This is a genomic window from Janthinobacterium sp. HH106, from assembly GCF_001758725.1.
In the GTDB taxonomy this organism is placed as follows: Bacteria; Pseudomonadota; Gammaproteobacteria; order Burkholderiales; family Burkholderiaceae_D; genus Janthinobacterium.
Genome location: NZ_LRIC01000073.1, coordinates 227,584 through 250,278 on the forward strand (window position 1 = coordinate 227,584; position 22,695 = coordinate 250,278).

Genomic DNA, 22,695 nt, shown 5'->3' on the forward strand with positions numbered 1-22,695 from the left:
ATGAAATTACGTCCCGTTTCACTCGCCATCCTCCTGCTGGCCGCCAGCCTGGCGCAAACGGCGCAGGCGCAGGAACGCCGTTCCTACATCGTGCAGCTGGTCGACAAGCCGGCCGCCACCTATACGGGCCAGGTTGACGGCCTGGCCGCCACCAAGCCGGCCCCGGGCGCGCGCATCAATGTGGGCGCCGCCGACGTGCAGGCCTATTTGAGCTACCTCGACAGCAAGCAGGCCGCCGTGGCCGGCACCGTCAGCGCGGCTGAAATCACGCACCAGTACAGCGTCGTCTTCAACGGTTTTTCCGCCTTGCTGACGGACGATGAAGTGCGGGCCCTGAAGAAAAACAGCGGCGTGGCCAGCATCAGCGCCGACTCCATCCTGCAGCTCGACACCACCTACACGCCCAGCTTCCTGGGCCTGGACAAGCCGGGCGGCCTCTGGGAGCAGCTGGGCGGCAAGGCGCACGCGGGCGAAGACATCGTCATCGGCATCGTCGACAGCGGCATCTGGCCCGAGAACACGGCCTTTGCCGACCGCCTTGACGAGAACGGCGTGCCCAGCCACAGCGGCAGCAATGTCGTGTACGGCGCGCCGCCGGCCAGCTGGCAAGGCACGTGCCAGACGGGCGAGGGATTCTCCGCCGAGAATTGCAACAACAAGCTGATCGGCGCGCGCTACTACCGCGCTTCCACGGCGGCGCTGCACTGGACGGAGTTCCTGTCGCCGCGCGATTCCGTCGCCGGCCTGACGGGGCACGGCGGCCATGGCACGCACACGGCCTCCACGGCCGGCGGCAACAATGGCGCCATCGCCACCTCGAACGGTGTGTCGCTGGGCAAGGCCTCGGGCATGGCGCCGCGCGCCCGTATCGCCGCCTATAAAGTCTGCTGGACGGCCGCGTCGACTGGCCGCAACGGCTGCGCCACGGCCGACAGCGTGGCCGCCATCGACCAGGCGGTCAAGGATGGCGTCAACGTCATTAACTTTTCCATCGGCCCGAACGCGGGCGGCGGCGCCTTCGACGAACCGACGGAAGTCGCCTTCCTCGGCGCGGCGGCGGCCGGCGTGTTTGTCGCCACCTCCGGCGGCAATTCCGGTCCATCCACGCCGGCGCCCGACGTGCCGGCGCCCGTCTCGCACATCAGCCCCTGGCTGGCAACGGTCGCCAATTCCACGCACAACCGCCTGTACGCGGGCAACGTCATCCTCAGCAATGGCAGCAAGCTGGAAGGCGCATCGAGCAACGCGAAGACGCCGGCGCTGCCGCTGATCCGCTCGCGCGACGCGGGCCTGGCCGGCGTGTCGCCGACGGACGTCAATCTGCTGCGCTGCTTCGGCGCGGCCGATGCCGCCCCGGCTTATCTGGACCCGGCGAAAGTGGCTGGCAAGATACTCGTGTGCGACCGCGGCGGCAACGTGCTGGTCAACAAGAGCGCGAATGCCAAGACGGCGGGCGGGGCGGGCGTGGTCATCGCCAACGTGGTCGGCGGCGCCAATACCATCATCAATCAGGCGCACGTGCTGTCGACGGTGCACCTGGCGCAGGCGCAGGGCGACGCGCTGAAGGCGTTCATGGCGGCCAATCCGGACGGCACGGCGGCATTGGGCGAAATCCACACCATCGCCGACACCACGGTGCAGGCGCCGATCGTCAGCGACCGCTCCTCGCGCGGGCCGAACGTGGCCAACGCGAACATCCTGAAACCCGATCTGTCGGCGCCCGGCACCAACATCCTGGCCGGCGTGACGGCCGACCTGACGCCGGCGCAGCGCGATGCCGTGGCCGCCGGTGGTGTGGCGCCAGCAGCGGAGTGGGATTTCTATTCCGGCACCTCGATGGCCAGTCCGCACGTGGCCGGCGTGGCGGCGCTGCTCAAGCAGCAGCATCCGAGCTGGTCGCCCGCGGCCATCAAGTCGGCGCTGATGACGACGGCGTTCAGCACGTATCCCGATGGCTTGAACGGTTCAGTGTCGTGGGATGCCACGGCGAAGAACTCGGGCCAGTTGCCGTGGGGCCAGGGCGCCGGCCACATCGCGCCGAACGGCGCCGCCGATCCCGGCCTCGTGTACGACGTGTCGGAAATCGACTATGCGCGTTTCCTGTGCGGCCTGAACCTGAAGGTCTACAGTCCCGCCACCTGCCAGGCCGTCGGCACCATTCCCGCCTACAACCTGAACCTGGCGTCGCTGACGGCGGCCAACGTACTGGGCACGCAAGTGCTGACGCGCACGGTGACCAACGTGGGTGCCAGCAGCGCCGTCTACAACGTCTCGGCCAGCCTGCCCGGCTACACGGTGGCGGTGACGCCAACGAGCCTGAGCCTGGCGCCGGGCGCCAAGGCGCAGTACCAGGTCAAGCTGACGCGCACCACGGCGCCGGCCAATACCTGGACCTACGGCGCCCTGAGCTGGACGGATGGCACGCACACGGTGCGCAGCCCGCTGACGGCGCGCGGCACCTCGCTGGCCGCCATTCCGCTGGTCAGCAGCGAAGCGGCCACGGGCAGCAAGGTGCTGACCCTGGGCACGGGCTTCTCGGGGGCGCTGGTCGGCGTCAAGTCGGGTCTCGTCGAAGCCGTGCGCCAGACGCGCACGATCGGCCAGGCGACGACGGGCGCTGCCGCATCGGCTGCCTGCAAGGCGGGCGGCGCCACGGGCGTGAACGTGCACAACGTGGTGATCCCGGCCGGCACCCTGGCGGCGCGCTTTGCCACCTACGACGCGGAAACGACGGGCGGCGCGAATACCGACATGGACATGGAGGTCTACAACGCCGCCAATGTACTGGTCGGCAGCAGCGGCAATGAAAGTTCCAATGAACAGGTGGAACTGCGCCTGCCGGCCGCCGGCACGTACAAGGTGTGCGTGATCGGCTTTGCGCCGCAAAACGGCCAGGCCGACTACACCCTGTCGTCGTGGGTGCTGGCGCCGGGCTTGAACAACGGCAACTTCAAGGCGCTGATGCCGGGCACGGCCTACACGGGCGGCACGGCGACGGTCTCCCTGAGCTGGTCCAACCTGGCCGAAGGCAAGCGTCACCTGGGCGCCGTCGGCTACCAGGTCGCTGGCGTGGTGCAGGGCGTCACGGTGGTCGAGGTCAATACCAACGATCCCGTGCCGCTGTTCCAGAACGCGCGCGCCGCCAGGCCGGTGCTGGCTGAATAAACCGTTCTTTTCGTGAACGCAAGGCGTGCCTCCTGGCACGCCTTTTTTTTATGCACCCCCCCGTTCGGGAGGAATAGCACTTGCATGGCGGTAACGCCCCCGGTATCTTGTCGGATAGCCATGGCTTTGTGTCCTGGCATTCTTGGGGAGTCGCGCGTGACCAGTTTCCGCACCAATACCGACCGCCTGCTGGAAGTGCGCCTGCAGGATGAAAAAGTGCTGGCGATTGCCGGCGCGATGGTCGCCTATACGGGCAGCATCAAATTTGAAAAATCCCTGCTGGGCGGCGAGGGCCTCTTCGGCGCGCTCAAGCGCAAGGTGACGAACGAAGGCATGCAGGTGATGCAGGCCGCCGGCACGGGTACCGTGTTTTTCGCGCAGAATGCGGCCGAAATCACCGTCATGGCGCTGGCCGGCGAAAAGCTGACCATCGAAAGCAGCAGCCTGCTGGCCTACGACACGAGCCTGAAGACGGGCACCAGCTTTGCGGGCCTGCGCGGCGCCAGTTCCGGCCAGGGCCTGTTTTCCACCACCGTCGAAGGCCACGGCAACCTGGCCGTCATTTCGCGCGGCAACCTGATCATGCTGGAAGTGACGCCGGCGCACCCGCTGCGCGTGGACCCGGACGCCTTCGTCGGCTTCAAGGGCGATATCCGCCAGGAATTCGTTTTTGATGTCAACTGGCGCACCATGATCGGCCAGAGCTCGGGCGAATCGTACCAGCACAAATTCACAGGCCAGGGCGTGGTGTTTATCCAGCCCGCCGAACGTTAAGTCAGCGAGGACCCGCGATGCCTGTCTATCAGCAAATCAATGAAAAGATGCTCGAGGTTAAACTCGGCAATGAAGAAGTGTTCGCCCGCAAGGGCGCCATGGTGTCCTACCAGGGCGACGTGGCGTTCAGCCGCTCCTTCCTGGCCGGCCAGGGCGTGCAAAGCCTGGCCATGCGCGCCGTCACGAACGAGGGCTATGCCCTGATGTCGGCGCGCGGCACGGGCAGCGTGTTTTACGCGCAGGGCGGCCTGTTCGTCACCATCGTGCCCGTGCGCGGCGAAACGTTCTATGTGGAAAGCGACTCCCTGCTGGCCTTCGATGCGCGCCTGACGGCCGGCACCATGTTCCTCGGCAACCAGGGCGGCGTGCAGGGCGTGGTGCGCGGCATGGCCTCGGGCCAGGGCTTGTTTACCACCACCTTGCAAGGCACGGGCGAAGTGGCGATTTTGTCCGACGGCAATGCCATCGGCTTGCCCGTCACGCCGGACGTGCCCGTCTTCGTCGACCCGCAAGCGTATATCGGCCACACGGGCCAGCTGAGCTCGACCATCGTCACGGACCTGAACTGGAAAACCTTTGTCGGCCAGGCGTCCGGCGAATCGTACCAGGTGAAATTTACGGGCCAGGGCACGGTCTACATCCAAGCGAGCGAAAGGTAAGCCATGACGATTTACAACCCCGATACCTTGCCGAAGAACGATAACCTGAACCGTTTTTCGTATGTCATCGACGTCAAGGAACAGATCTTCATTCGCAAGGGCAAGATGATCGCCTTTTATGGCGAGCTGCGCTTCGAAGCCATGGGCAGCAGCGTGCTCGACTTGATCGTGCGCAATGCCTTCAATGCACCGAAATACGTGCACCACTTTGTCGTGGCACAAGGCCAGGGCCAGTTGATCCTGGGCGACAACGGCAACGACCTGGCGTGCTACGACCTGGACAACGCCAACATGACCATCCGCGCGAAAAACCTGCTGGGGTTTACCAAGGACGTGATTTGCCAGGAATCGACCTTGCCCGGCTATCTGACCATGATAGGCACCGGTAAAGTGATCGCCTCGTCGAACGGCCCCGTGCACTTCCTGGAATTGCCGTGCCGCGTGGACGAGCAGGCCGTGCTGGGCTGGGCCGATTGCCCCAGCCCTTCCTACCACTACGACTACGCCCACGTGCAGGGCTGGGCCTCGGCCGCCGGCGCGCTCACGGGTTTTACCCTGTCGGGCGAGGAAAAGCAGATTGACTTCACGGGTGCCGGCACGGTGCTGGTGCAGTCGTCCGAGCTGGACGTGACGGGCAGCTCGGCCCTGATGCAGCTGCTGGCGCAATTGCCGCTGCTGGGCAAGGAAGACCTCGGCACCTTGAGTCTTTCCGTGCAGCAGCAACTAAAACAGGAGCGTTAAGCTACTTGACGGTCGCCCAGCCGGGCGGCCGCTTTTCAAGGAAGGCGCTCACGCCTTCCTCCGCATCCTCTTCCATCATATTGCGCGCCATCACGTCGCCCGCATACGCATACGCCTCGTCCAGCGGCAGCTGGCGCTGCCGGTAGAACATCTGCTTGCCGTAGCGGATGGCCGTCGGGCTTTTCGCCATGATCTGCTGCGCCAGGCGCGCCACGGCCTCGTCGAGCGCCGCGTCGGCCACCGTTTCATTGATCAGGCCCCAGTCGGCGGCCGTGTCGGCGTCGATGAAGCGGCCCGTCACCAGCATGTCGAAGGCGCGCTTGGGCGACACATTGCGCGACAGGGCGACGGACGGCGTGGCGCAGAACAGGCCCACGTTGATGCCGGACACGGCAAAGCGGGCGGACGCGCCCGCCACGGCCAGGTCGCAGCTGGCGACCAGTTGGCAGCCGGCCGCCGTGGCGATGCCGTGCACGCGGGCAATCACGGGCACGGGCAAGGTTTGAATGGCTTGCATCACGCGCGAGCATTGCGCGAACAGGGTTTGATAGTAATCAAGCTGGCGCGTGGCCTGCATCTGGCGCAAATCGTGGCCCGCGCAAAACGCCTTGCCTTCGGCGGCCAGCACCACGCAGCGCACGTGCGGCTGCTGCGCGATGGCATCAAACGCTTCCTGCAGCGCGGCCAGCATGGCTTCCGACAGGGCATTGAATTGCAGGGGACGGTTCAGGCGCAGGGTGACGAGCCCACCCTCGTCCTCGCGCAGCACCAGCGGCGCATCGGTATGTTCTAAAACGGTCATGCGGTCTCCAGTGGCCTGATGGCCTGTTTTTATGGAAAAGCTTACTTGGCGGCGTTGACGCTGCCGATGCCCGCGATCGACTTGTGCACGATCTTCGGCTTGCCGTAATAGGTCAGTTCGCCCATGCCGCGCACCACGGCGTTCAGCTCGCCCGAGGAATACACTTTGACGGAGCCGATGCCCTCGAAATTGACGTCGACGTTTTTCGCCAGCAAGGCTTTCGTGTCGACTTCGCCCACGCCCTGCGCCTTCAGGCGCAGCCAGTCGACCTGGCCATCGGCGGCCAGGCGGCCCGCGCCCTTGTAGCTGATGTCGACTCTTGGACCATTGAGCTTGGTCAAGATCTTCTCGCCCGCGCCTTCCGCGATCAGCTTGCGCAAGGTAGGCATGGTGATAATGATGCGCGGGTCGCCCTCGGTCTTCTTGAGATCTTTATCCTTCATGGAAATTTTCAGCTCGCCATCGACCACTTCCGTGATCACGCCGCTGAGGAATTTCTGGTCGCCGCGCAGCAGCAGGCTTTGCTCCTTGCCCGATTCCACTTCCATGCTGATGGGGCCGCGAATATCGATGGCGTTGAAGGCGGCGACCGTGCGGGTTTGCTCGTCGGCATGCGCGACGGTAGCGAGGCAAGCGAGGGACAGGACTGGCAACAGGAACAGAGGACGCATGGCGGTTTCCTTGAGTAGTTGATCAGTGTATTCTATGTTGCAACATCTCCAATGGGGAGAAATTTGCGATGAACGGCGCAAATCGCGGCGCGGATGACACGCCGCCATCGCCCAGCCGCGCGCCCGCGAAGGCGCCGTTGGTCTATGCTATGGCGTACCGCGTCCTGGAGAGCAGATGAAAAATTATCACAAAGAAGATTATCCCGTCGCCGATATCCGCCGCTTCCTCGAGCCGGGCCCGGTGGTGCTCGTCAGTTCAACGTGGCAGGGCGAAAGCGACGTCATGACCATGGCCTGGCATATGCTGATGGAATTTACGCCATCGTTGCTGGGCTGCTTTATTTCCGACGCGAACCACAGCTATGAAATGATCAAGCGCAGCATGGAGTGCGTGATCAACTTGCCCACGGCCGACATGGTCGATCAGGTGGTCGCCATCGGCAATTGCAGCGGCGAAGACACGGACAAGTTCACGGCCTTCGGCCTGACGCCGCAGCCGGCCGAGCTGGTGGGCGCGCCGCTGATCACCGAGTGCTACGCCAACTTCGAATGCAAGCTGGCCCAGGTGGCGGGCAACCCGAAGGGCGGCTTCTTCATCTTCGAATGCGTGAAAGCCCACGTGGCCACCTCGCCCAAGCTGCCCGAAACCCTGCACTACCGGGGCAACGGCGAGTTCATGGTATCGGGCCGGACCATCAGCCGCAAGAGCCTGATGAAGCCCGAGATGTTGTAGGTCGGATTAGCGCGGCAACGCCGCGCGTAATCCGACGACATTGTTGATGCTTGCGGTGGTGTCGGCTTACGCGCTTCGCGCTAAGCCGACCTACGCTTAAATGACCCCTTGCGCCAGCATCGCATCGGCCACTTTGACGAAGCCGGCGATGTTCGCGCCATCGACGTAGCTGACCGTGCCGTCGGCGCGCGTGCCGTATTGCTTGCACGCGGCATGGATGCCTTGCATGATCTGCAGCAAACGCGCGTCGACTTCTTCGCGCGGCCATGAAATGCGGGCCGCGTTCTGGCTCATTTCCAGGCCGGAAGTGGCCACGCCGCCCGCATTGCTGGCCTTGCCCGGCGCGTACAGCACGCCGGCCGCCTCGAAGGCCTTGGCTGCCTCGATAGTGGTAGGCATGTTGGCCCCTTCGGCCACGCATTGCACGCCATTGGCGATGAGCAGGCGCGCATCGGCGATATCGAGTTCATTTTGCGTGGCGCAGGGCAGGGCGATGTCGACCGGCACATGCCATGGCGACACGCCCGCTTCGAAGCGCACGCCCGTGCGTTCTGCGTAATCGCTGACCCGGCCATACAAATGGTTCTTGACCTCCATCAGGATGGCCAGCTTTTCCGGCGTAAAGCCGTCTTCGTCGATGACGGTGCCGCTGGAATCGGAGACGGTGATGACTTTCGCGCCCATGGCCATGGCTTTTTCCACCGCGTACTGCGCCACGTTGCCGGAGCCGGAAACGGACACGCGCATGCCTTCGAACGAGCGGCCCCGCGTTTTCAGCATTTCCTCGGCGAAATACACGGTGCCGTAGCCCGTCGCTTCCGGACGCATCAGCGAGCCGCCGAAGCTGGCGCCCTTGCCCGTAAACACGCAGTCGGCGCGGTTGCTGAGCTTTTTCATCATGCCGGCCATATAGCCCACTTCGCGCCCGCCCACGCCGATGTCGCCGGCCGGCACGTCCGTATCCGAACCCACGTGACGGAACAGTTCGCTGACAAACGCCTGGCAGAAGCGCATCACTTCGCCCGGGCTCTTGCCCTTCGGATCGAAATCGGCGCCGCCCTTGCCGCCGCCCATCGGTAACGTGGTCAGCGCATTCTTGAACGTCTGTTCGAAGGCAAGGAATTTCAGCACGGACAGGGTGACGGAAGGGTGGAAGCGGATGCCGCCCTTGTACGGCCCGATGGCCATGCTGTGCTGGATGCGGTAGCCGCGATTGACTTGCACCTGCCCATGGTCATCGACCCACGACACGCGGAACATCACCACGCGCTCCGGCTCGATCAAGCGTTCCAGCAAGCCTTGTTCCGCGTATTTCGGGTGCTGTTCCAGGAACGGCCACAAGCTCTCCATGACTTCGGTGACGGCTTGCAGAAACTCGGGCTGACCTGGATTGCGTGCGGCGACATGCTGGACATACTCGTGAGCAGATGCGTATTTCATCAGAATTCCATGGAGGTAATCGGCTATTTGGGAAACTATCATCGCAGATTTCGCACAAAAATGGTGCGGAAATTTGGTTTTGAGGGGTTTCTGCTACATTATGGGGAGTTTTCAGGACACTGCGGCCGATGCGAGCAGTAAACGACAACGCTAGCCCGAAGGCTGGCGTTGTCGTGGCAAGTTTGGCTGCTCAAGCCGGGTGGGCATCACCCCGCCATGCTGCGCAGGATCAAGCCCGTGATGTAGGCGCCGTAGGTGCCCAGCGCGTAGCCGAGCACGGCCAGTAGGACGCCCACGGGCGCCAGGGCCGGGTGGAAGGCGCTGGCGATGACGGGGGCCGAGGCGGCGCCGCCGATGTTCGCCTGCGATCCGACGGCCATGAAGAACAGCGGCGCGCGGATCAGCTTGGCGACGAGCAGCATCAGGCCGCCATGCACGGCGATCCAGATCAGGCCCAGCAGGAACAGGAAAGGCTTGTCGAACAGGGCTTTCAAGTCCATGTGCATGCCGATGGTGGCCACCAGCACGTACAGCATGGCCGAGCCGATGGTCGAGGCGCCCGCGCCTTCCAGGCTGCGCGCCCGGGTAAAACTCAGCAGCAGGCCGAAGGTGGTGGCGAGCACGACGATCCAGAAGAAGTTCGACGTCAGGCTGTAATCCTGCAGGCGCCATTCTGCCGGCAGGGTGGTGATCCAGCTGATGATGGGGCCGGCCAGGAAATGCGACAGGCCCGTCACGCCCAGGCCCACGCCGAGGATGATCATGATGTCGGTCAGATTGGCGACGCGTGCATGCTGGGCCCGGTAGCTTTCGATGCTGTCCTTGAGCGCATTGATGGCCGTCAAGTCGGCACCGGTCCAGCGGTCGAAGGCGCCCGCGCGGCCGGCCAGGAACAGCAGCACGGCCGTCCAGACGTTGGCCACCAGCACGTCGACGGCGACGAACTGGCCGAATAGGGTGGCGTCCACTTCAAATACTTCCTTCATGGCCGCCTGGTTGGCGCCGCCGCCTATCCACGAACCGGCGACAGTCGTCATGCCGCGCCAGGTGTCGCCCGCCACCGTTTCCGGGTGGATCAAACGCAGCGCCTCGAACGAGACGAGGGCGCCCAGCATGACGCCGAGGGTGCCGGTCAAAAACATGATGATGGCCTTGGGGCCCAGGCGGATAATGCCGCCGAAATCGATGGCCACGCACAGCAGGACCAGGGCGCTGGGCAGCAGGTAGTCGCGCGCCACGGCGTACAGGCCGGAGGCGTTGCCGTCGATGATGCCGAAGGTATTGAGCAGCGCCGGGATCAGGTAGCACATCAGCAGCGACGGGATATAGGTATAAAACTTTTTCCAGAAGCCGTTGGCGCGCGAGGCGGTCCAGAAGACGCCCCCCAGGGTCATGGCGAGCAGGCCGAGGACGACGGCGTCATTGGTGATCAGGGCAGAGGTGGCAGGTGGCATCGGGGATTCCGGTGAACGTGTCAGGGATGCCCGGGATGCCGATCAGGCCCCCGGGCGCAGGGTGGCCGTATCGTATAGCAATGTTGAAGCCTAAACAAATTATTTAGGCGCTAGCAATCGAAACTTCTCTTGTCAAATCAAACACTTGCTGACTGGTTTGCCGATGCCGCCGCCAGACTGGCGGTTACAAATAGCGCGCCAGCAAGGCTTTATTTAGCGCCCCGTCGAGTTCGATGCGCACGAAGTGGCCGCTGCCGGGCGCCACCTGGATTTCGCTGCCGTCGTCGGCCAGCATGCGGGTAATGGTGAAGTCGCGGTTGCCGCCCGGGTGCAGGGCTTCGATGCGGTCGCCCACGGCGAAGCGGTTTTTCACGTCCACCCTGGCCCAGCCATCCGTCACGCTCAGCACGTCGCCCACGTACTGGCTGCGGTCCGCCTCGGACGCGCCGCGCATGTAGTTCTGGTGCGTCTGCGTGTGGTGGCGCTGGTAAAAACCGTCCGTGTAGCCGCGGTTGGCCAGGCCTTGCAGCTGGCCCAGCAGGCTGATATCGAAGGGGCGGCCCGCCACGGCGTCGTCGATGGCCTGGCGGTAGACTTGCGCCGTGCGCGCCGCGTAGTACAGCGACTTGGTGCGGCCCTCGACCTTCAGCGAATCGACGCCGATCTTGACCAGGCGCTCGATGTGCTCGACGGCGCGCAAGTCCTTCGAATTCATGATGTAGGTGCCGTGCTCGTCTTCGAGGATGGGCATCAGCTGGCCCGGGCGCTGCGCTTCTTCGATGAAGTAGGGCTGGTCGGCCAGCGGGTGGCGCGGCTGCTGGTGCAGGGCGGAAAACGCGTTATTGTCGGCCTCGGCCAGCGCCTGATGAAATTCCAGCGGCACCACCTGCATGCCGCCCAGGTCGCCGCTGGCGTCTTCGGCGGCATTTTTCACCTTGTAATCCCAGCGGCAGGAATTCGTGCATGTGCCCTGGTTCGGGTCGCGGTGGTTGAAATAGCCGGACAGCAGGCAGCGGCCCGAATAGGCGATGCACAAGGCGCCATGGACGAACACTTCGAGTTCCATTTCTGGGCAGCGCTGGCGGATTTCCTCGATCTCGTCGAGCGACAGTTCGCGCGACAGGATCACGCGGGTCAGTCCCATGCGGTGCCAGAACTTCACGTCGGCCCAGTTGACGGCATTCGCCTGCACCGATAAGTGCACGGGAATCTCCGGCCACTTGTCGCGCACCATCATGATCAGGCCGGGATCGGCCATGATCAGGGCGTCGGGGCGCATGGCGATCACCGGTTCCATGTCGCGCAGATACGTTTTCAGCTTGGCGTTGTGGGCAAAGATATTGCTGGCGACAAAGAATTGCTTGCCGCGCGCATGCGCGCCATCAATGCCTTCTTGCAAGGCTTGCAAGGTCGAAAAATCGTTATTGCGCACGCGCAAGCTGTAGCGCGGCTGGCCCGCGTAGACGGCGTCGGCGCCATAGTCGAAGGCGGCATGCATCTTGGCCAGGGAGCCGGCAGGCAGGAGGAGTTCGGGAGCGTGGCGCATGGGATGGGCAAAGCCGGCGATTGTAGGCGGGCTGGCGCCGGATTGCCTTGCCTTGGGTCAAGGGATTGACATCCGATGCCCGGCAACGTCAGACGTAAGGCGTGCCCGCCAACGCTGCCTTCAGACCGACATGCCCCTGGTCCACCAAAGACAGAAAGCAGGTCTTGGCCAGCTGTGTGTCGCCATGCTGGCGGAAGTGCCGGTGCGCTTCGATCAGGGCCGTGCTCCAGGTGGCCAGCAGCAGGCTGGCCGCCAGCCGGGCCTGGGGATCGTGCGCGTCGCGCCCCGTGCTGTCGGTCAGCGCCGTTGCCACCACTTGCGCCAACTCGTCGCGGATCGCCCGCGCCCGCGCTTTCAGGGTCTCGCTGGCCTCGATGGTGGCAATAAAACCCTGGCCGGCGGCGGAAAACGTGACGTAGGGACTGTCTTTCCGTACCAGGCGGTGCGCCAGCAGGCGCAGCGTTTCGACCGGGGGCACCATGGGATCACGCTGGCGCAAGGCGGCGCGCAGCAGTTCGCGTCCCTCTTCCTCGCGGTCGAAGAACATGTCTTCCTTGCGGGGGAAGTGGTTGAACACCGTCATGCGCCCCACGCTGGCAGCCGCCGCGATCTCGTCCACCGTCACCTGCTCGAAGCCGCGCACGAAAAACAAACGCGTGGCGGCATTTGAGATGGCTTGCCGGGTGGCAAGGCGTTTGCGGGAGCGGAGGTCGGAAGGAATCGTCATGTTGCCCCGATCATACACGAAGTGTACTGAGTACAGATAAGGCTTGATGGTGCAGCCAGGCTGGGCGTACTATTTATGTACTGAGTACATATTTAGATTGAGTATATGAAAATAGCCATTCCGGCGACTGCGCTGCCTGTCATCTTTGCCACGGTCGTGCTCGATGCCATCGGCATCGGCCTGGTCTTCCCCATCTTGCCCGCGCTGCTGCGCGACGTCACGCATGCCGATAACGTGGCGGCGTACATCGGCATCATGACGGCCCTGTATGCGCTGATGCAGTTCATCTTTGCGCCCGTGCTGGGCGCGCTGAGCGACCGCCTGGGGCGGCGCCCCGTGCTGCTGCTCTCGCTCACGGGCGCGGCCGTCAATTACCTGTTCCTCGCGTTTGCGCCCAGCCTGTGGATGCTGTTGCTGGGGCGCGCCATCGCAGGCTTGACGAGCGCCAATGTGTCCGTGGCCACGGCCTACATCACCGATATTTCTCCCGAAGAAACGCGGGCGCGCCGTTTCGGCTTGCTCAACGCCATGTTCGGCGCCGGCTTCATCATCGGCCCCGTGCTCGGTGGCGCGCTGGGCGATTACGGATTGCGCTTGCCGTTCATGGCGGCGGCTATCTTGAATGCCGGCAACCTGCTGCTGGCCTTGTTCACGTTGTCCGAATCACGAACGCCGACATGCGAAAAAATCGACCTGGCGGCATTGAATCCACTGCGCCCGCTGCGCTGGGTGTTTTCTCAGAAAAGCTTGCTGCCGATCACCGCCATCTTCTTTACCTTCAGCGCGGCCGGCGAAGTGTATGGCGTGTGCTGGGCACTGTGGGGCCACGATGCGTTCGAATGGAACGGGCTGTGGATCGGTCTGTCGCTGGGCGCCTTTGGCGTGTGCCAGGCGCTGGCCCAGGCCTTCCTGCCCGGCCCCGCCGTGAAGCTGCTGGGCGAGCGCGCCACCATCCTGGGGGGCGTGGCGTGCGCCTGCATCGCGCTGGTCGCCATGGCCTTTGCCACCCGCAGCTGGATGATCTTCGCCATCATGCCCGTGTTCGCCCTGGGCGGCATCGGCGCGCCGGCCCTGCAATCGCTGGCCACGCGGCAAGTGCCCGACGACCGGCAAGGCCAGTTCCAGGGCGTGCTGGCCTCGGCCGTGAGCCTGGCATCCGTGCTGTGCCCGCTGGTGTTTTCCAGCATTTACTTTGGCGTCAGGGCGTACTGGCCCGGCGCCGTCTGGTTGTCGGTGATCGTCGTGTATGCGGCGCTGGTGCCGCTTGTGCTGGGCTTGCGCTTGCAGAGGCCGGCGCAAGCCCTGGCAGGCTAGTGCGTGTGCGAGGCTCCGCTGCTGCCGGCCTGCCCCGTCATGGGCAAGTGTTCGGGCGGCATGCCGTCCTTGAACAATTGACGCAGTTGCTGGCGCAACTCCGGCGTGTCGTGGTGATGGTGTACCGAGACTGCGTGCTCCACAGCAATACCCAATAGCTCTTCTTCGCTGTCGGCCGAGATGGCCACCGAGCAATGCGTGTCGCTGGGGAATTCCCGGCAATCGATGAATTTGCGCGTCATGATCGACTCCTTTCTGCAAAGAGCGGGCACAGCACCCGCTCCATTCAGTATAGGCCGCAAAGCAGCCTGGACTAGGCCGCGCGGCTCTCGCCGGTCGGCGCGTCGTCAAGACGGCGCACGCCGCCGCTGTGAGCCTGATGCGCCGCATCGGGCGCAAAATCGTCGACCTGGATCAAGCCGTCGACCAGGCGCGCATATTCCAGCAAGGAATTGTGTTCCTGGCAGCTGATGGTGCCTGCCGCCTTGGCTGCAGCCAGCCACGGCTGCATGGCGGACAGGCTTTGCGGCAGGTGCCGCAGGGCCGCGCCTTCGGGCGTGTCCTTCAGGCGTTTTTCGATGTGCAAAACCTCGGGCAGCAAGGCCAGCGCCCGCTCGGCGCAGGCGACGGGATCGTTGCCCTCGCTGGCGACATGGCCGTCGGCCAGCAGGCGTTCGCGGTCCGCGCCCGGCGTTTGCAGGGCCAGCGCCACTTCGCTGCCCAGCTCGTCGGACGGTGGGCGGTGGGGCAGGCCGAACGGGAACAGCAAGGTGCGCAGCAGCACGGCCAGCACGCGCGCGGGGAAATTGTCGAGCACGCTCGTCAAGCCCTGCTGCGCCTTCACCAGTGCATCCTGCAGCGACCAGTGCACGTAGGGCAGGTCGGCCTCGGGCCGGCCATCGTCCTCGTAGCGCTTCAGCACTGACGAAGCCAGGTACAGCTGCGCCAGCACGTCGCCCAATCTGGCGGACAGCCGCTCGCGGCGCTTGAGTTCGCCACCAAGCACGAACATCGACATATCCGTCATGACGGCAAACGCCGTCGACAGCCGCGTCAGGGCGCGGTAGTAGGGCGCCAGCGCGGGCGCGCCGGCATCGGGCACGGCCGCCAGGCGGGCGCCGCCCAGTCCGTACCACAACCCCCTGACCAGGTTGCCCAGCACAAAGCCCACGTGGCCGAAGAAGGCCGCATCGAAATCGCGCAGTGCCTTGCGGCCGTCGCTTTCGTTGACGGCGGCCATTTCCCTGAGTACATATGGATGCGCGCGGATGGCGCCCTGGCCGAAGATGATCAGGCTGCGCGTGAGGATGTTGGCGCCTTCGACCGTGATCGCGATGGGGATTTGCTGGTAGGCGCTGGCGAGGAAATTGTTCGGGCCCACGCAGATGCCTTTGCCGCCAAGAATGTCCATGCCGTCGTTGACGAGCGCGCGTCCCCGCTCCGTGACGTGGTATTTGACGATGGCGGAAATGACGGCCGGCTTTTCGCCCAGGTCGACGGCATGCGCGGCCAGGGTGCGGGCCGCGTCCATCAGGTACAGGTTGGCGCCCATGCGGGCCAGCGCTTCCTGCACCCCTTCGAACTTACCGATCGGCATGTTGAACTGGCGCCGCACGGCCGCATACGCGCCGGTGCCGCGCACGGCCATCTTGCCCATGCCCACGCTGGACGAGGGCAGCGAGATGGCGCGTCCCGCCGCCAGGCATTCCATCAGCATGCGCCATCCTTTCCCCACTTGCGCCTGGCCGCCGATGACCCACTCGATGGGAATGAAGACATCGTTGCCGGAGGTGGGGCCGTTCTGGAAGGCGGCGTTCAAGGGATGGTGGCGGCGGCCGATCACCACGCCGTCGTGGCTGGCGGGGATCAGGGCGCAGGTGATGCCGGGCGCGTCGTTGTCGGAGAGCAAGTGGTCGGGATCGCTGGTCTGGAATGCCAGTCCCAGCAAGGTCGCCACGGGCGCCAGGGTGATGTAGCGCTTGTTCCAGCTGAGGCGGAAACCCAGGGTCGATCTTCCTTCATGCATGCCCATGCACACGACGCCCAGGTCGGGGATGGCGGCCGCGTCGGAGCCCGCATACGGGCTGGTCAGGGCAAAGCAGGGAATCTCGGTGCCGGCAGCCAATCGCGGCAGGTAATGGTTTTTCTGTTCCTCGGTGCCGTAGTGCAACAACAACTCGGCCGGTCCCAGCGAATTGGGCACCATCACGGTCACGGCCAGCGCCGAGCAGCGGCTCGACAGTTTCATCACCACTTGCGAATGCATGTAGGCGGAGAACTGTTTGCCGCCGTATTGCTTGGGAATGATCATGCCGAGGAAACCCTGGCTTTTCATGTAGGCCCAGGCTTGCGGTGGCAAGTCCTGCGCCTGCTGCGTTTCCCAGTCGTTGACCAGTTCGCACAAGCGTTCGACGTCGTGGTCAAGGAAATGGCGCTCTTCGGCGCTGAGCGAAGCGCGTCCATATGCCAGCAATTTTGTCCAGTCGGGCTGGCCGGAAAACAGCTCGGCATCCCACCACGTGGTGCCCGCCTCGAGCGCGTCGCGTTCCGTGTCGGACATCGTCGGCAGGATGCGCTTGAACAGGGTCAGCAGGTGCGGGGAAATCAGGGCGCGGCGCACGGGGCCGGGCGCGAACAGTACAACCAGGCCCAGCAGGGCCACTATCAATATGAGCGTCAGCATGCGATATCTCCCTGTGTCATGACGACAGGGTAGGCCGATGCGGCCGAAGTTACTGTGCGGTACAGCGCATACGCAGCAACGCCAACCGCAGGGGTTGGCGTTGTGGCTGAACAAGGTTGTCGCCGATAGCCGGCGCTAACGGTATTAGCGTTGCGGAACGACAATCACCGTGTCGCCCGTCTTGCCCTTGGCACCGTCGTCGCCCTTGGCGCCGTCGTTGCCTTGCGCACCGGTAGCGCCCTTGGCGCCATCGTATCCGGCGGCACCGCTGTCGCCCGTCTGGCCCGTGGCGCCCGTGGCGCCGGTGGCACCGGTCGCGCCGGCAGGCGCTTCAGCGCCCTTGGCGCCCGTGGCGCCGGCAGGACCAGGCGCGCCGGCAGGGCCGGGAACGACTTGGACGACGGTCGGTGCGGGTGGCGCTTCGCGCTGGCAAGCGGTCAGGGCGAGGGTAGAGGCGAGCGCGAGCAATATCAGGGTAGGTTTCATGATGCATCCTTTGGCAGTGAGCCGTAATGTACGGAACGGCTCGACGGCGTCGGGCGCGAGTTTCGCATGGCGGTGTGGCGGGAGAGCTGACCAGCCGACCCGTCTGCCGTGTTGCGCAGGGCGCTGGCGGCGGGAGGGAAAGTGATGGTCTGCCTGCAGCATGGCCCCTTGGGCGGCTGCAGTCCGTTCGTTTGCGTACATAGCGGCGGATGGATGCCATGGTGTTGTTTGCAGGCGAAAACAAAAAAGCCAACCCGGAGGTTGGCTTTTTGCTATGCACTGCTGAATTCTTGGTGGCCCGGGGCGGAATCGAACCACCGACACAAGGATTTTCAATCCTCTGCTCTACCGACTGAGCTACCAGGCCAAGGCGGCGAATTATAGCAGAAAGACTTTCCACCTGACCAGAGCTAGCTGTGTTCAAATGCAACAGATGGTCAAAACATGGTGTTTTGGCATCCTTGTATGAGCTGAAGGGATGTGGCGATGCAGCGACGTATTGGAGTGCAGGGCCTGGCGGCTGCAGGCTTGTTCAGTTTGTTTTGCGGTACGGCGCGGGCCGACGGGCTGGCCGATCTGAATGCGGCGCTGGCGCGCTTGCAGGGCCAGCTACCCATCAAGGCGCAGGTGGAATCGAAAACCTGGCGCCGCGAGGGCGAGGGCAAGGCGGCGGAAGAGGATAGCGGCCAGGCCACGGTGGCTGTCGAGGGCGGACCGGCGGGCTTGCAAGTGCTCTACGGCAAGGATTTGCTGGCGAAAGTGGAGGCCGAGCAGCGCGCCAGGGTGAAGGACCCGAAGGTCAAGACGCCGATCGGCTTTGCGCTGGGGGAGATGAAGGCGGCGGAGTTGCGTTCCATGGTGTCGGCGGCCGATTCCCTGTCGCGCGAGATCGAGGAAGCCGTGTTCAGCGGGGAAAAGATCGATAGCTACAAGGGCAAGCCCGCGCGCCTGCTCAGCTTTACCTTGTCGCTCGACAAGGTGCCGGAGAAAGACCGCAAGTATGTGAAGAAGTTCGACGGCGGCATCGAGGTGTGGATCGCCGCCGACGGCACGCCGCTGGCCAGCCATTTCCACTTTGATGTGAGCGGGCGCGCCTTTGTCGTCGTCAGCTTTACGCAAAAGACGGACGAGACGCGCCAGTATGGCGTCAGCGGCGACCATCTATTGTTGCTGCGCAAGGAAAGCAAGAATGCCACCTCGGGTGCGGGCGAGAAGGTGGAAAGCAAGATCGTCAAGACCTTGCAGCTGCAGTCCTGACGTGTTGCAGCATCACGCAAGCCGCTGATCCAGCGGCTTTTTTTACATCGCCGAGCTGCCGCCCATGGCGCTCTTTTGCAGCACGCAGCGTCCCGCCTCGCAGGTGGCGCCCGGGTCCGTGACGATGGAGCAGGTCGACATCATGCCGTCCGCCTGCTGCTGCTTGCGGCTGGCCTCGGCTTGCGCCTGGGCCAAGGCCTTGAGTTTTTTGCCGTCATTGTCCTTGCTGGACCAGGCCAGGTAGCGCTCGGGGCCGCCGCAGGCTTTGGCGCCGATGGCGATGGTTTGGCATTGCTGCGTGGAATCGCAGGCGGCGGCGCCCACTTCCGCCTGGATTTGCGCCAGCAAGCCGGCATTGCCGGGCGCGGGCGGCGCATCTTGTGCGGGGGCGCTGCCGCAGGCACTGGTGGCCAGCAGCAGGATGGCGGCGCACGCGGCGCGCAGGGCGGAGTAGGTAGGTGTATGCATGCCTTCATCATGTGCCACGCTTGCCCAAATGGCAAGCGCGATTCGCGCGCTGGACGATCCTTGACGCCGGTCATTTTCATTATCAAGCCGTCAAAGTTAATATAAATCAACATCCAATCAGCGATGGTCGGGTGGCGACCGGGCCGCCGCGCTGCATTCCCGCGCCGGCGTGCACCGCCGATTCGGGAATGCTTCCAGGAGTTAGACTATGCGCCGTACCCTCTCCCCCTTTGTCTTCATCGCCAGCCTCGCTTTCAGCGGCACGCTGCACGCCGCCAGCAAGGAGCCGATCCAGCCCATCACGGCCGCCAAGGTGGCCAATCCGGCCATGGTCGAACTGGGCAAGAAACTGTTTTTCGATCCGCGGCTGTCGCGTTCCGGATTTATTTCCTGTAATAGCTGCCATAACCTGAGCATGGGCGGCACGGATAACATCAAGACGTCGATCGGCCACAACTGGCAGCGCGGACCCATCAACTCACCAACGGTGCTCAATTCCAGCATGAACGTGGCGCAATTCTGGGATGGCCGCGCCAAGGATTTGCAGGAGCAGGCGGGCGGCCCCATCGCCAATCCGGGCGAGATGGCTTTTACGCACGAGCTGGCCATCGACGTGCTGGCCTCGATTCCCGCCTACCGCGCGGAATTCCGGCAAGTATTTGGCCAGGATAAATTGACCATCGAGCAAGTCACGCGCGCCATCGCCGCCTTCGAGGAAGTGCTGGTGACGCCCGGTTCGCGCTTTGACCAATGGCTGATGGGCAAGAAAAGCGCGCTGACGAAAGACGAGCTGGCCGGCTACCAGCTGTTCAAATCCAGCGGCTGCATCGCCTGCCATAACGGCCCCGCCGTCGGCGGCAATACTTTCCAGAAGATGGGTGTGGTGGAACCGTACAAGACGGCGATGACGGCGCAAGGGCGCTCGGCCGTGACGGGCAAGGATGCCGACCGCTTCAACTTCAAGGTGCCGACCCTGCGCAACGTGGAATTGACGTATCCCTACTTCCACGATGGCGAAGCGGCCACCCTGACGCAGGCCGTCGACGTGATGGGCCGTTTGCAGCTAGGCCGCACGTTTGCGCCCGATGAAAACGCGCAACTCGTCGCTTTCCTGAAAACCCTCACGGGCAAGCAGCCGCACCTCGTGCTGCCGATCCTGCCGCCATCGAGCGACATAACGCCGCGGCCGGTGCCGTTTGACTGAGTGCTTGTGGTGGGTGTGGTGTCGGATTACGCCCTTGCGGGCTAATCCGACCTACACCTGAGCGAGTAGGTCGGATTAGCGGCGCAGCCGCGTAATCCGACATTTTTTGTTGATATCGCTTATTTCAACGTACGATTGAACAGCTGATAGATGCGGCGGTACTGGTCATACCACGCTTCCGGCTGCACGAAGCCGTGGCGCTCCATCGGGTAGCTGGCCATTTCCCAGTTATCCTTTTTGAGCTCGATCAAGCGCTGCGACAGGCGCACGGAATCCTGGTAGAACACGTTGTCGTCGATCATGCCGTGGGCGATCAGGAGGTTGCCCGTCAGCTTGTCGGCATATTCGATCGGCGACGAGATTTTATACGCGAGCGGATCGACGTCCGGCGTGTTCAGGATGTTGGCCGTGTACTCGTGGTTGTAGGTGGTCCAGTCCGTCACGGGACGCAGGGCGGCGCCCGACTTGAAGATTTCCGGGGCGCGCATCAGGGCCATCAGGCTCATGAAGCCGCCATAGCTGCCGCCATAGATGCCCACATTCTTGATGTCTCCCTGGTGCTGGGCTGCCAGCCAGTTGGCGCCATCGATGAAATCTTCCAGTTCCGGGTGGCCCATCTGGCGGTAGATGGCCGTGCGCCACGCGCTGCCGTAGCCGAGCGAGGCGCGGTAATCGACGTCGAGCACGATGTAACCCTGCTCCACCAGCAGGTTGTGGAACATCTGTTCGCGGAAGTACACGGGGTAGCGCTGCGTCACGTTTTGCAGGTAGCCGGCACCGTGCGCGAACATGACGATCGGGTAGCGCTTGCCCGCTTCCAGCTGCGCCGGGCGATACAGCTTGGCCCAGATGGGCGCCGCGCCATGCGTGGACGGCACTTGCACCAGTTCCGGCATGACCCAGTTGCGCGCCTTGAAGGCGTCGCTGCGCGTATCGGTCAGGATAGTCGCCTTGCCGCCAGAGACAGAAACCGTGGCCAGCTGGGCCGGCATATAGCTGGTCGAATAGCGCAGCAGCAGCTTGCCGCCATCGGGCGACAGGCCGAAGTTTTCCACGCCTTTCAAACTGGTGACTTCGCGCGCGCCGCCATCCTTGGCCGTGCTGGCACACACTTCATACGTGCCTGGCGCTTGCGGGTTGCACATAAAATAGGCGGTCTTGCCGTCGCGGCTCCATTCGACGGCGCTCACTTCCCATTGCCCGCTGGTCAAGGCGCGCGCGGGTGCGGTGCCCGTTTTCGTGTACAGGTGGGCGTAGCCGCTTTCCTCGGACAGATACCACAGGGTGGCATTGTCGGGCAGCCAGCCGAATTCCTCGGCGCGGCGGTTGACCCAGGCCGTGTCGCTGATGCGGTGCGCGGGCACGAGGGCGCCGTTGGCCAGGTCGACGGTGGCGAGCCAGCCGTCCTTGTTGTCGATGGCGCGCACGCGCACGGCCGCTTTGGAACCGTCATCGGTCCAGGCGATGCCGTCGCGCTGGGCGTCGATGCGCACGGGGCGGTTGCCTTTCAGCGGCGGCAGCTTCTGTTCGGCGCGCAGGCTGGCCAGCGGGTCGGTGGCGATGCCGGGCAGGCTGTCGAAAGCGATCTCGCGTACCTGGCCCGTGCGCAGGTCCGCCAGTTTCAGGCTTTGCGCGATCGGCATGTTGCGGCCCACGCGCGTGCGCTCGTCGTCCGCTTCCGGATAGCCCGTTTCCGTGACGTAGCGTGCCAGTTTGCCCAGCTTGCCCTTTTCGGCGGCCTTGTCTTGCGTGACGAACAGCAGCCAGCGGCCGTCCGGCGACAGGGCGCTGCCGGAAATCGTCACTTTGTCGCCCAGGTAGATCGGTTCCGGCGCACGCGTGGCGTCCAGGCGGCGCTCTTCGTGACGGCGCTCGCGGCTCGCGTCGCGGTCGTCCTTCTGGCGCGCCAGGTTGACGATCAGGCGCAGCTGCAGCTCGCGCAGGGCGTCCGCTTCCGGCTTGGCGTCCGGGTCCTTGGCCGCGCGCAGCAGGGCGACGGGGGCGCTCAGGCGGTCGGCACGGCTCCAGCTGAACCAGTCGGTGCCGCTGCGGTACTGCACGGCGCCGCCGTCGGCGGAATACTGCGGGTCGCTGATGGCGGAGACGCCCCGCGTGATCTGGATCAAGGCGCCGTTTTTCAGGTCGCGCTCGAACAAGTCGCCGTTGCGCAGCAGGATGGCGCGCGTGCCGGCCCGGTTGACGATCATCTGCTGCCCATCGAGGTTCGCCAGCTGCGCATCGTCGACCCTCTTGCCGCTATTGAGTTTCGCATGCGCGCCCGATACGTGAAACGTGTCGCGCAGGGGCGAGCCGAGGCGTTTTTGTTTGTAGTAAAGCTGGCCATTCCAGCCCCACCATGCCGCTTCGACGGGTGTGCCGATCCAGTCGGGATCGGCCATGGCCTGGTCCAGCGTGATCGGCGTGGGCGCGGCGGGGGAGGGGGCCGCATGGGCGGCGGGCAGCAGAGATAGCAGCAGGAGCGGCAGCAGGGGAAGAACCAGACGCATCGGAGATCGCTTTAATCAAGGGGGATGGTGAAGGTACAGGCTATGAGGCCGGTATTCTAGCGGA

At 64.3% G+C, this 22,695-nt stretch carries 19 protein-coding genes and 1 tRNA gene; 8 read left to right on the top strand and 12 right to left on the bottom strand.

All coding sequences use genetic code 11. The features are described from left to right. The 4 genes from JAB8_RS27725 (at window position 1) to JAB8_RS27740 (ending at window position 5,339) form a co-directional block, all read left to right on the top strand. Window positions 1-3,165: a S8 family serine peptidase gene (locus JAB8_RS27725; RefSeq protein WP_070292431.1), complete on the top strand. Its 3,165-nt coding sequence runs from the start codon at window positions 1-3 to the stop codon at window positions 3,163-3,165. A gap of 120 nt (window positions 3,166-3,285) precedes the next feature. Beyond that, the gene (locus tag JAB8_RS27730; protein WP_083287479.1) at window positions 3,286-3,939 is read left to right on the top strand and encodes an AIM24 family protein; all 654 of its coding nucleotides are present in this window, start codon (window positions 3,286-3,288) and stop codon (window positions 3,937-3,939) included. Between the two features lie 17 nt (window positions 3,940-3,956). After that, complete coding sequence (locus tag JAB8_RS27735) at window positions 3,957-4,598, top strand: AIM24 family protein (RefSeq protein WP_034784288.1); 642 nt, start codon at window positions 3,957-3,959, stop codon at window positions 4,596-4,598. Between the two features lie 3 nt (window positions 4,599-4,601). Then, window positions 4,602-5,339: an AIM24 family protein gene (locus tag JAB8_RS27740; RefSeq protein WP_070217678.1), complete on the top strand. Its 738-nt coding sequence runs from the start codon at window positions 4,602-4,604 to the stop codon at window positions 5,337-5,339. Window position 5,340: 1 nt separating this feature from the next. Here the strand turns inward: JAB8_RS27740 and JAB8_RS27745 are convergent, their stop codons facing one another. Both JAB8_RS27745 and JAB8_RS27750 read right to left on the bottom strand, forming a co-directional pair. After that, complete coding sequence (locus JAB8_RS27745) at window positions 5,341-6,141, bottom strand: enoyl-CoA hydratase (RefSeq protein ID WP_070292432.1); 801 nt, start codon at window positions 6,139-6,141, stop codon at window positions 5,341-5,343. Between the two features lie 41 nt (window positions 6,142-6,182). Continuing rightward, entirely contained in the window at window positions 6,183-6,812 is a 630-nt protein-coding gene (locus JAB8_RS27750) for a head GIN domain-containing protein (RefSeq protein ID WP_070292433.1), read from the bottom strand. 175 nt (window positions 6,813-6,987) lie between these two features. Here JAB8_RS27750 and JAB8_RS27755 point away from each other — a divergent pair, with 175 nt between their 5' ends. Then, the gene (locus JAB8_RS27755) at window positions 6,988-7,545 is read left to right on the top strand and encodes a flavin reductase family protein (protein WP_070292434.1); all 558 of its coding nucleotides are present in this window, start codon (window positions 6,988-6,990) and stop codon (window positions 7,543-7,545) included. 96 nt (window positions 7,546-7,641) lie between these two features. Here JAB8_RS27755 and gdhA read toward each other — a convergent pair whose 3' ends face one another. The 4 genes from gdhA to JAB8_RS27775 form a co-directional block, all read right to left on the bottom strand. Continuing rightward, the gene (gene gdhA, locus JAB8_RS27760) at window positions 7,642-8,985 is read right to left on the bottom strand and encodes an NADP-specific glutamate dehydrogenase (RefSeq protein ID WP_070292435.1); all 1,344 of its coding nucleotides are present in this window, start codon (window positions 8,983-8,985) and stop codon (window positions 7,642-7,644) included. A 206-nt stretch (window positions 8,986-9,191) separates the two neighbouring features. Next, on the bottom strand, window positions 9,192-10,439 hold the full coding sequence (locus JAB8_RS27765) for a DUF819 family protein (protein WP_070292436.1): 1,248 nt from the start codon (window positions 10,437-10,439) through the stop codon (window positions 9,192-9,194). 184 nt (window positions 10,440-10,623) lie between these two features. Beyond that, the gene (yegQ, locus tag JAB8_RS27770; protein ID WP_070292437.1) at window positions 10,624-11,985 is read right to left on the bottom strand and encodes a tRNA 5-hydroxyuridine modification protein YegQ; all 1,362 of its coding nucleotides are present in this window, start codon (window positions 11,983-11,985) and stop codon (window positions 10,624-10,626) included. A gap of 88 nt (window positions 11,986-12,073) precedes the next feature. Then, window positions 12,074-12,712: a TetR/AcrR family transcriptional regulator gene (locus JAB8_RS27775; RefSeq protein ID WP_070292438.1), complete on the bottom strand. Its 639-nt coding sequence runs from the start codon at window positions 12,710-12,712 to the stop codon at window positions 12,074-12,076. A gap of 105 nt (window positions 12,713-12,817) precedes the next feature. On the opposite strand from JAB8_RS27775, the gene JAB8_RS27780 reads away from it, so the two are divergent. After that, window positions 12,818-14,026 (top strand): TCR/Tet family MFS transporter, encoded by a 1,209-nt coding sequence (locus tag JAB8_RS27780; protein WP_070292439.1) that lies wholly within the window; start codon window positions 12,818-12,820, stop codon window positions 14,024-14,026. Here the strand turns inward: JAB8_RS27780 and JAB8_RS27785 are convergent. The 4 genes from JAB8_RS27785 to JAB8_RS27800 all read right to left on the bottom strand — a co-directional run bounded on the left by JAB8_RS27785 (window position 14,023) and on the right by JAB8_RS27800 (window position 17,562). After that, complete coding sequence (locus tag JAB8_RS27785) at window positions 14,023-14,268, bottom strand: DUF1059 domain-containing protein (RefSeq protein WP_070292440.1); 246 nt, start codon at window positions 14,266-14,268, stop codon at window positions 14,023-14,025. The genes JAB8_RS27780 and JAB8_RS27785 overlap by 4 nt on opposite strands. A gap of 71 nt (window positions 14,269-14,339) precedes the next feature. Next, window positions 14,340-16,709: an acyl-CoA dehydrogenase gene (locus tag JAB8_RS27790; RefSeq protein ID WP_070292441.1), complete on the bottom strand. Its 2,370-nt coding sequence runs from the start codon at window positions 16,707-16,709 to the stop codon at window positions 14,340-14,342. A gap of 144 nt (window positions 16,710-16,853) precedes the next feature. Continuing rightward, window positions 16,854-17,195 (bottom strand): hypothetical protein, encoded by a 342-nt coding sequence (locus JAB8_RS30225; protein ID WP_070292442.1) that lies wholly within the window; start codon window positions 17,193-17,195, stop codon window positions 16,854-16,856. 291 nt (window positions 17,196-17,486) lie between these two features. Next, a tRNA-Phe gene (locus JAB8_RS27800) sits at window positions 17,487-17,562 on the bottom strand. Between the two features lie 119 nt (window positions 17,563-17,681). Here JAB8_RS27800 and JAB8_RS27805 point away from each other — a divergent pair. Then, on the top strand, window positions 17,682-18,452 hold the full coding sequence (locus JAB8_RS27805) for a hypothetical protein (RefSeq protein WP_254679606.1): 771 nt from the start codon (window positions 17,682-17,684) through the stop codon (window positions 18,450-18,452). A gap of 42 nt (window positions 18,453-18,494) precedes the next feature. Here the strand turns inward: JAB8_RS27805 and JAB8_RS27810 are convergent, their stop codons facing one another. Beyond that, window positions 18,495-18,920: a hypothetical protein gene (locus JAB8_RS27810; RefSeq protein WP_070292443.1), complete on the bottom strand. Its 426-nt coding sequence runs from the start codon at window positions 18,918-18,920 to the stop codon at window positions 18,495-18,497. 208 nt (window positions 18,921-19,128) lie between these two features. On the opposite strand from JAB8_RS27810, the gene JAB8_RS27815 reads away from it, so the two are divergent. Then, window positions 19,129-20,124 (top strand): cytochrome-c peroxidase, encoded by a 996-nt coding sequence (locus JAB8_RS27815; RefSeq protein ID WP_070222994.1) that lies wholly within the window; start codon window positions 19,129-19,131, stop codon window positions 20,122-20,124. 119 nt (window positions 20,125-20,243) lie between these two features. Here JAB8_RS27815 and JAB8_RS27820 read toward each other — a convergent pair whose 3' ends face one another. Continuing rightward, window positions 20,244-22,631 carry a S9 family peptidase gene (locus tag JAB8_RS27820; RefSeq protein WP_070292444.1) on the bottom strand — a complete coding sequence of 796 codons (2,388 nt, stop codon included), beginning with the start codon at window positions 22,629-22,631 and terminating at the stop codon, window positions 20,244-20,246. Window positions 22,632-22,695: the final 64 nt, after the last annotated feature.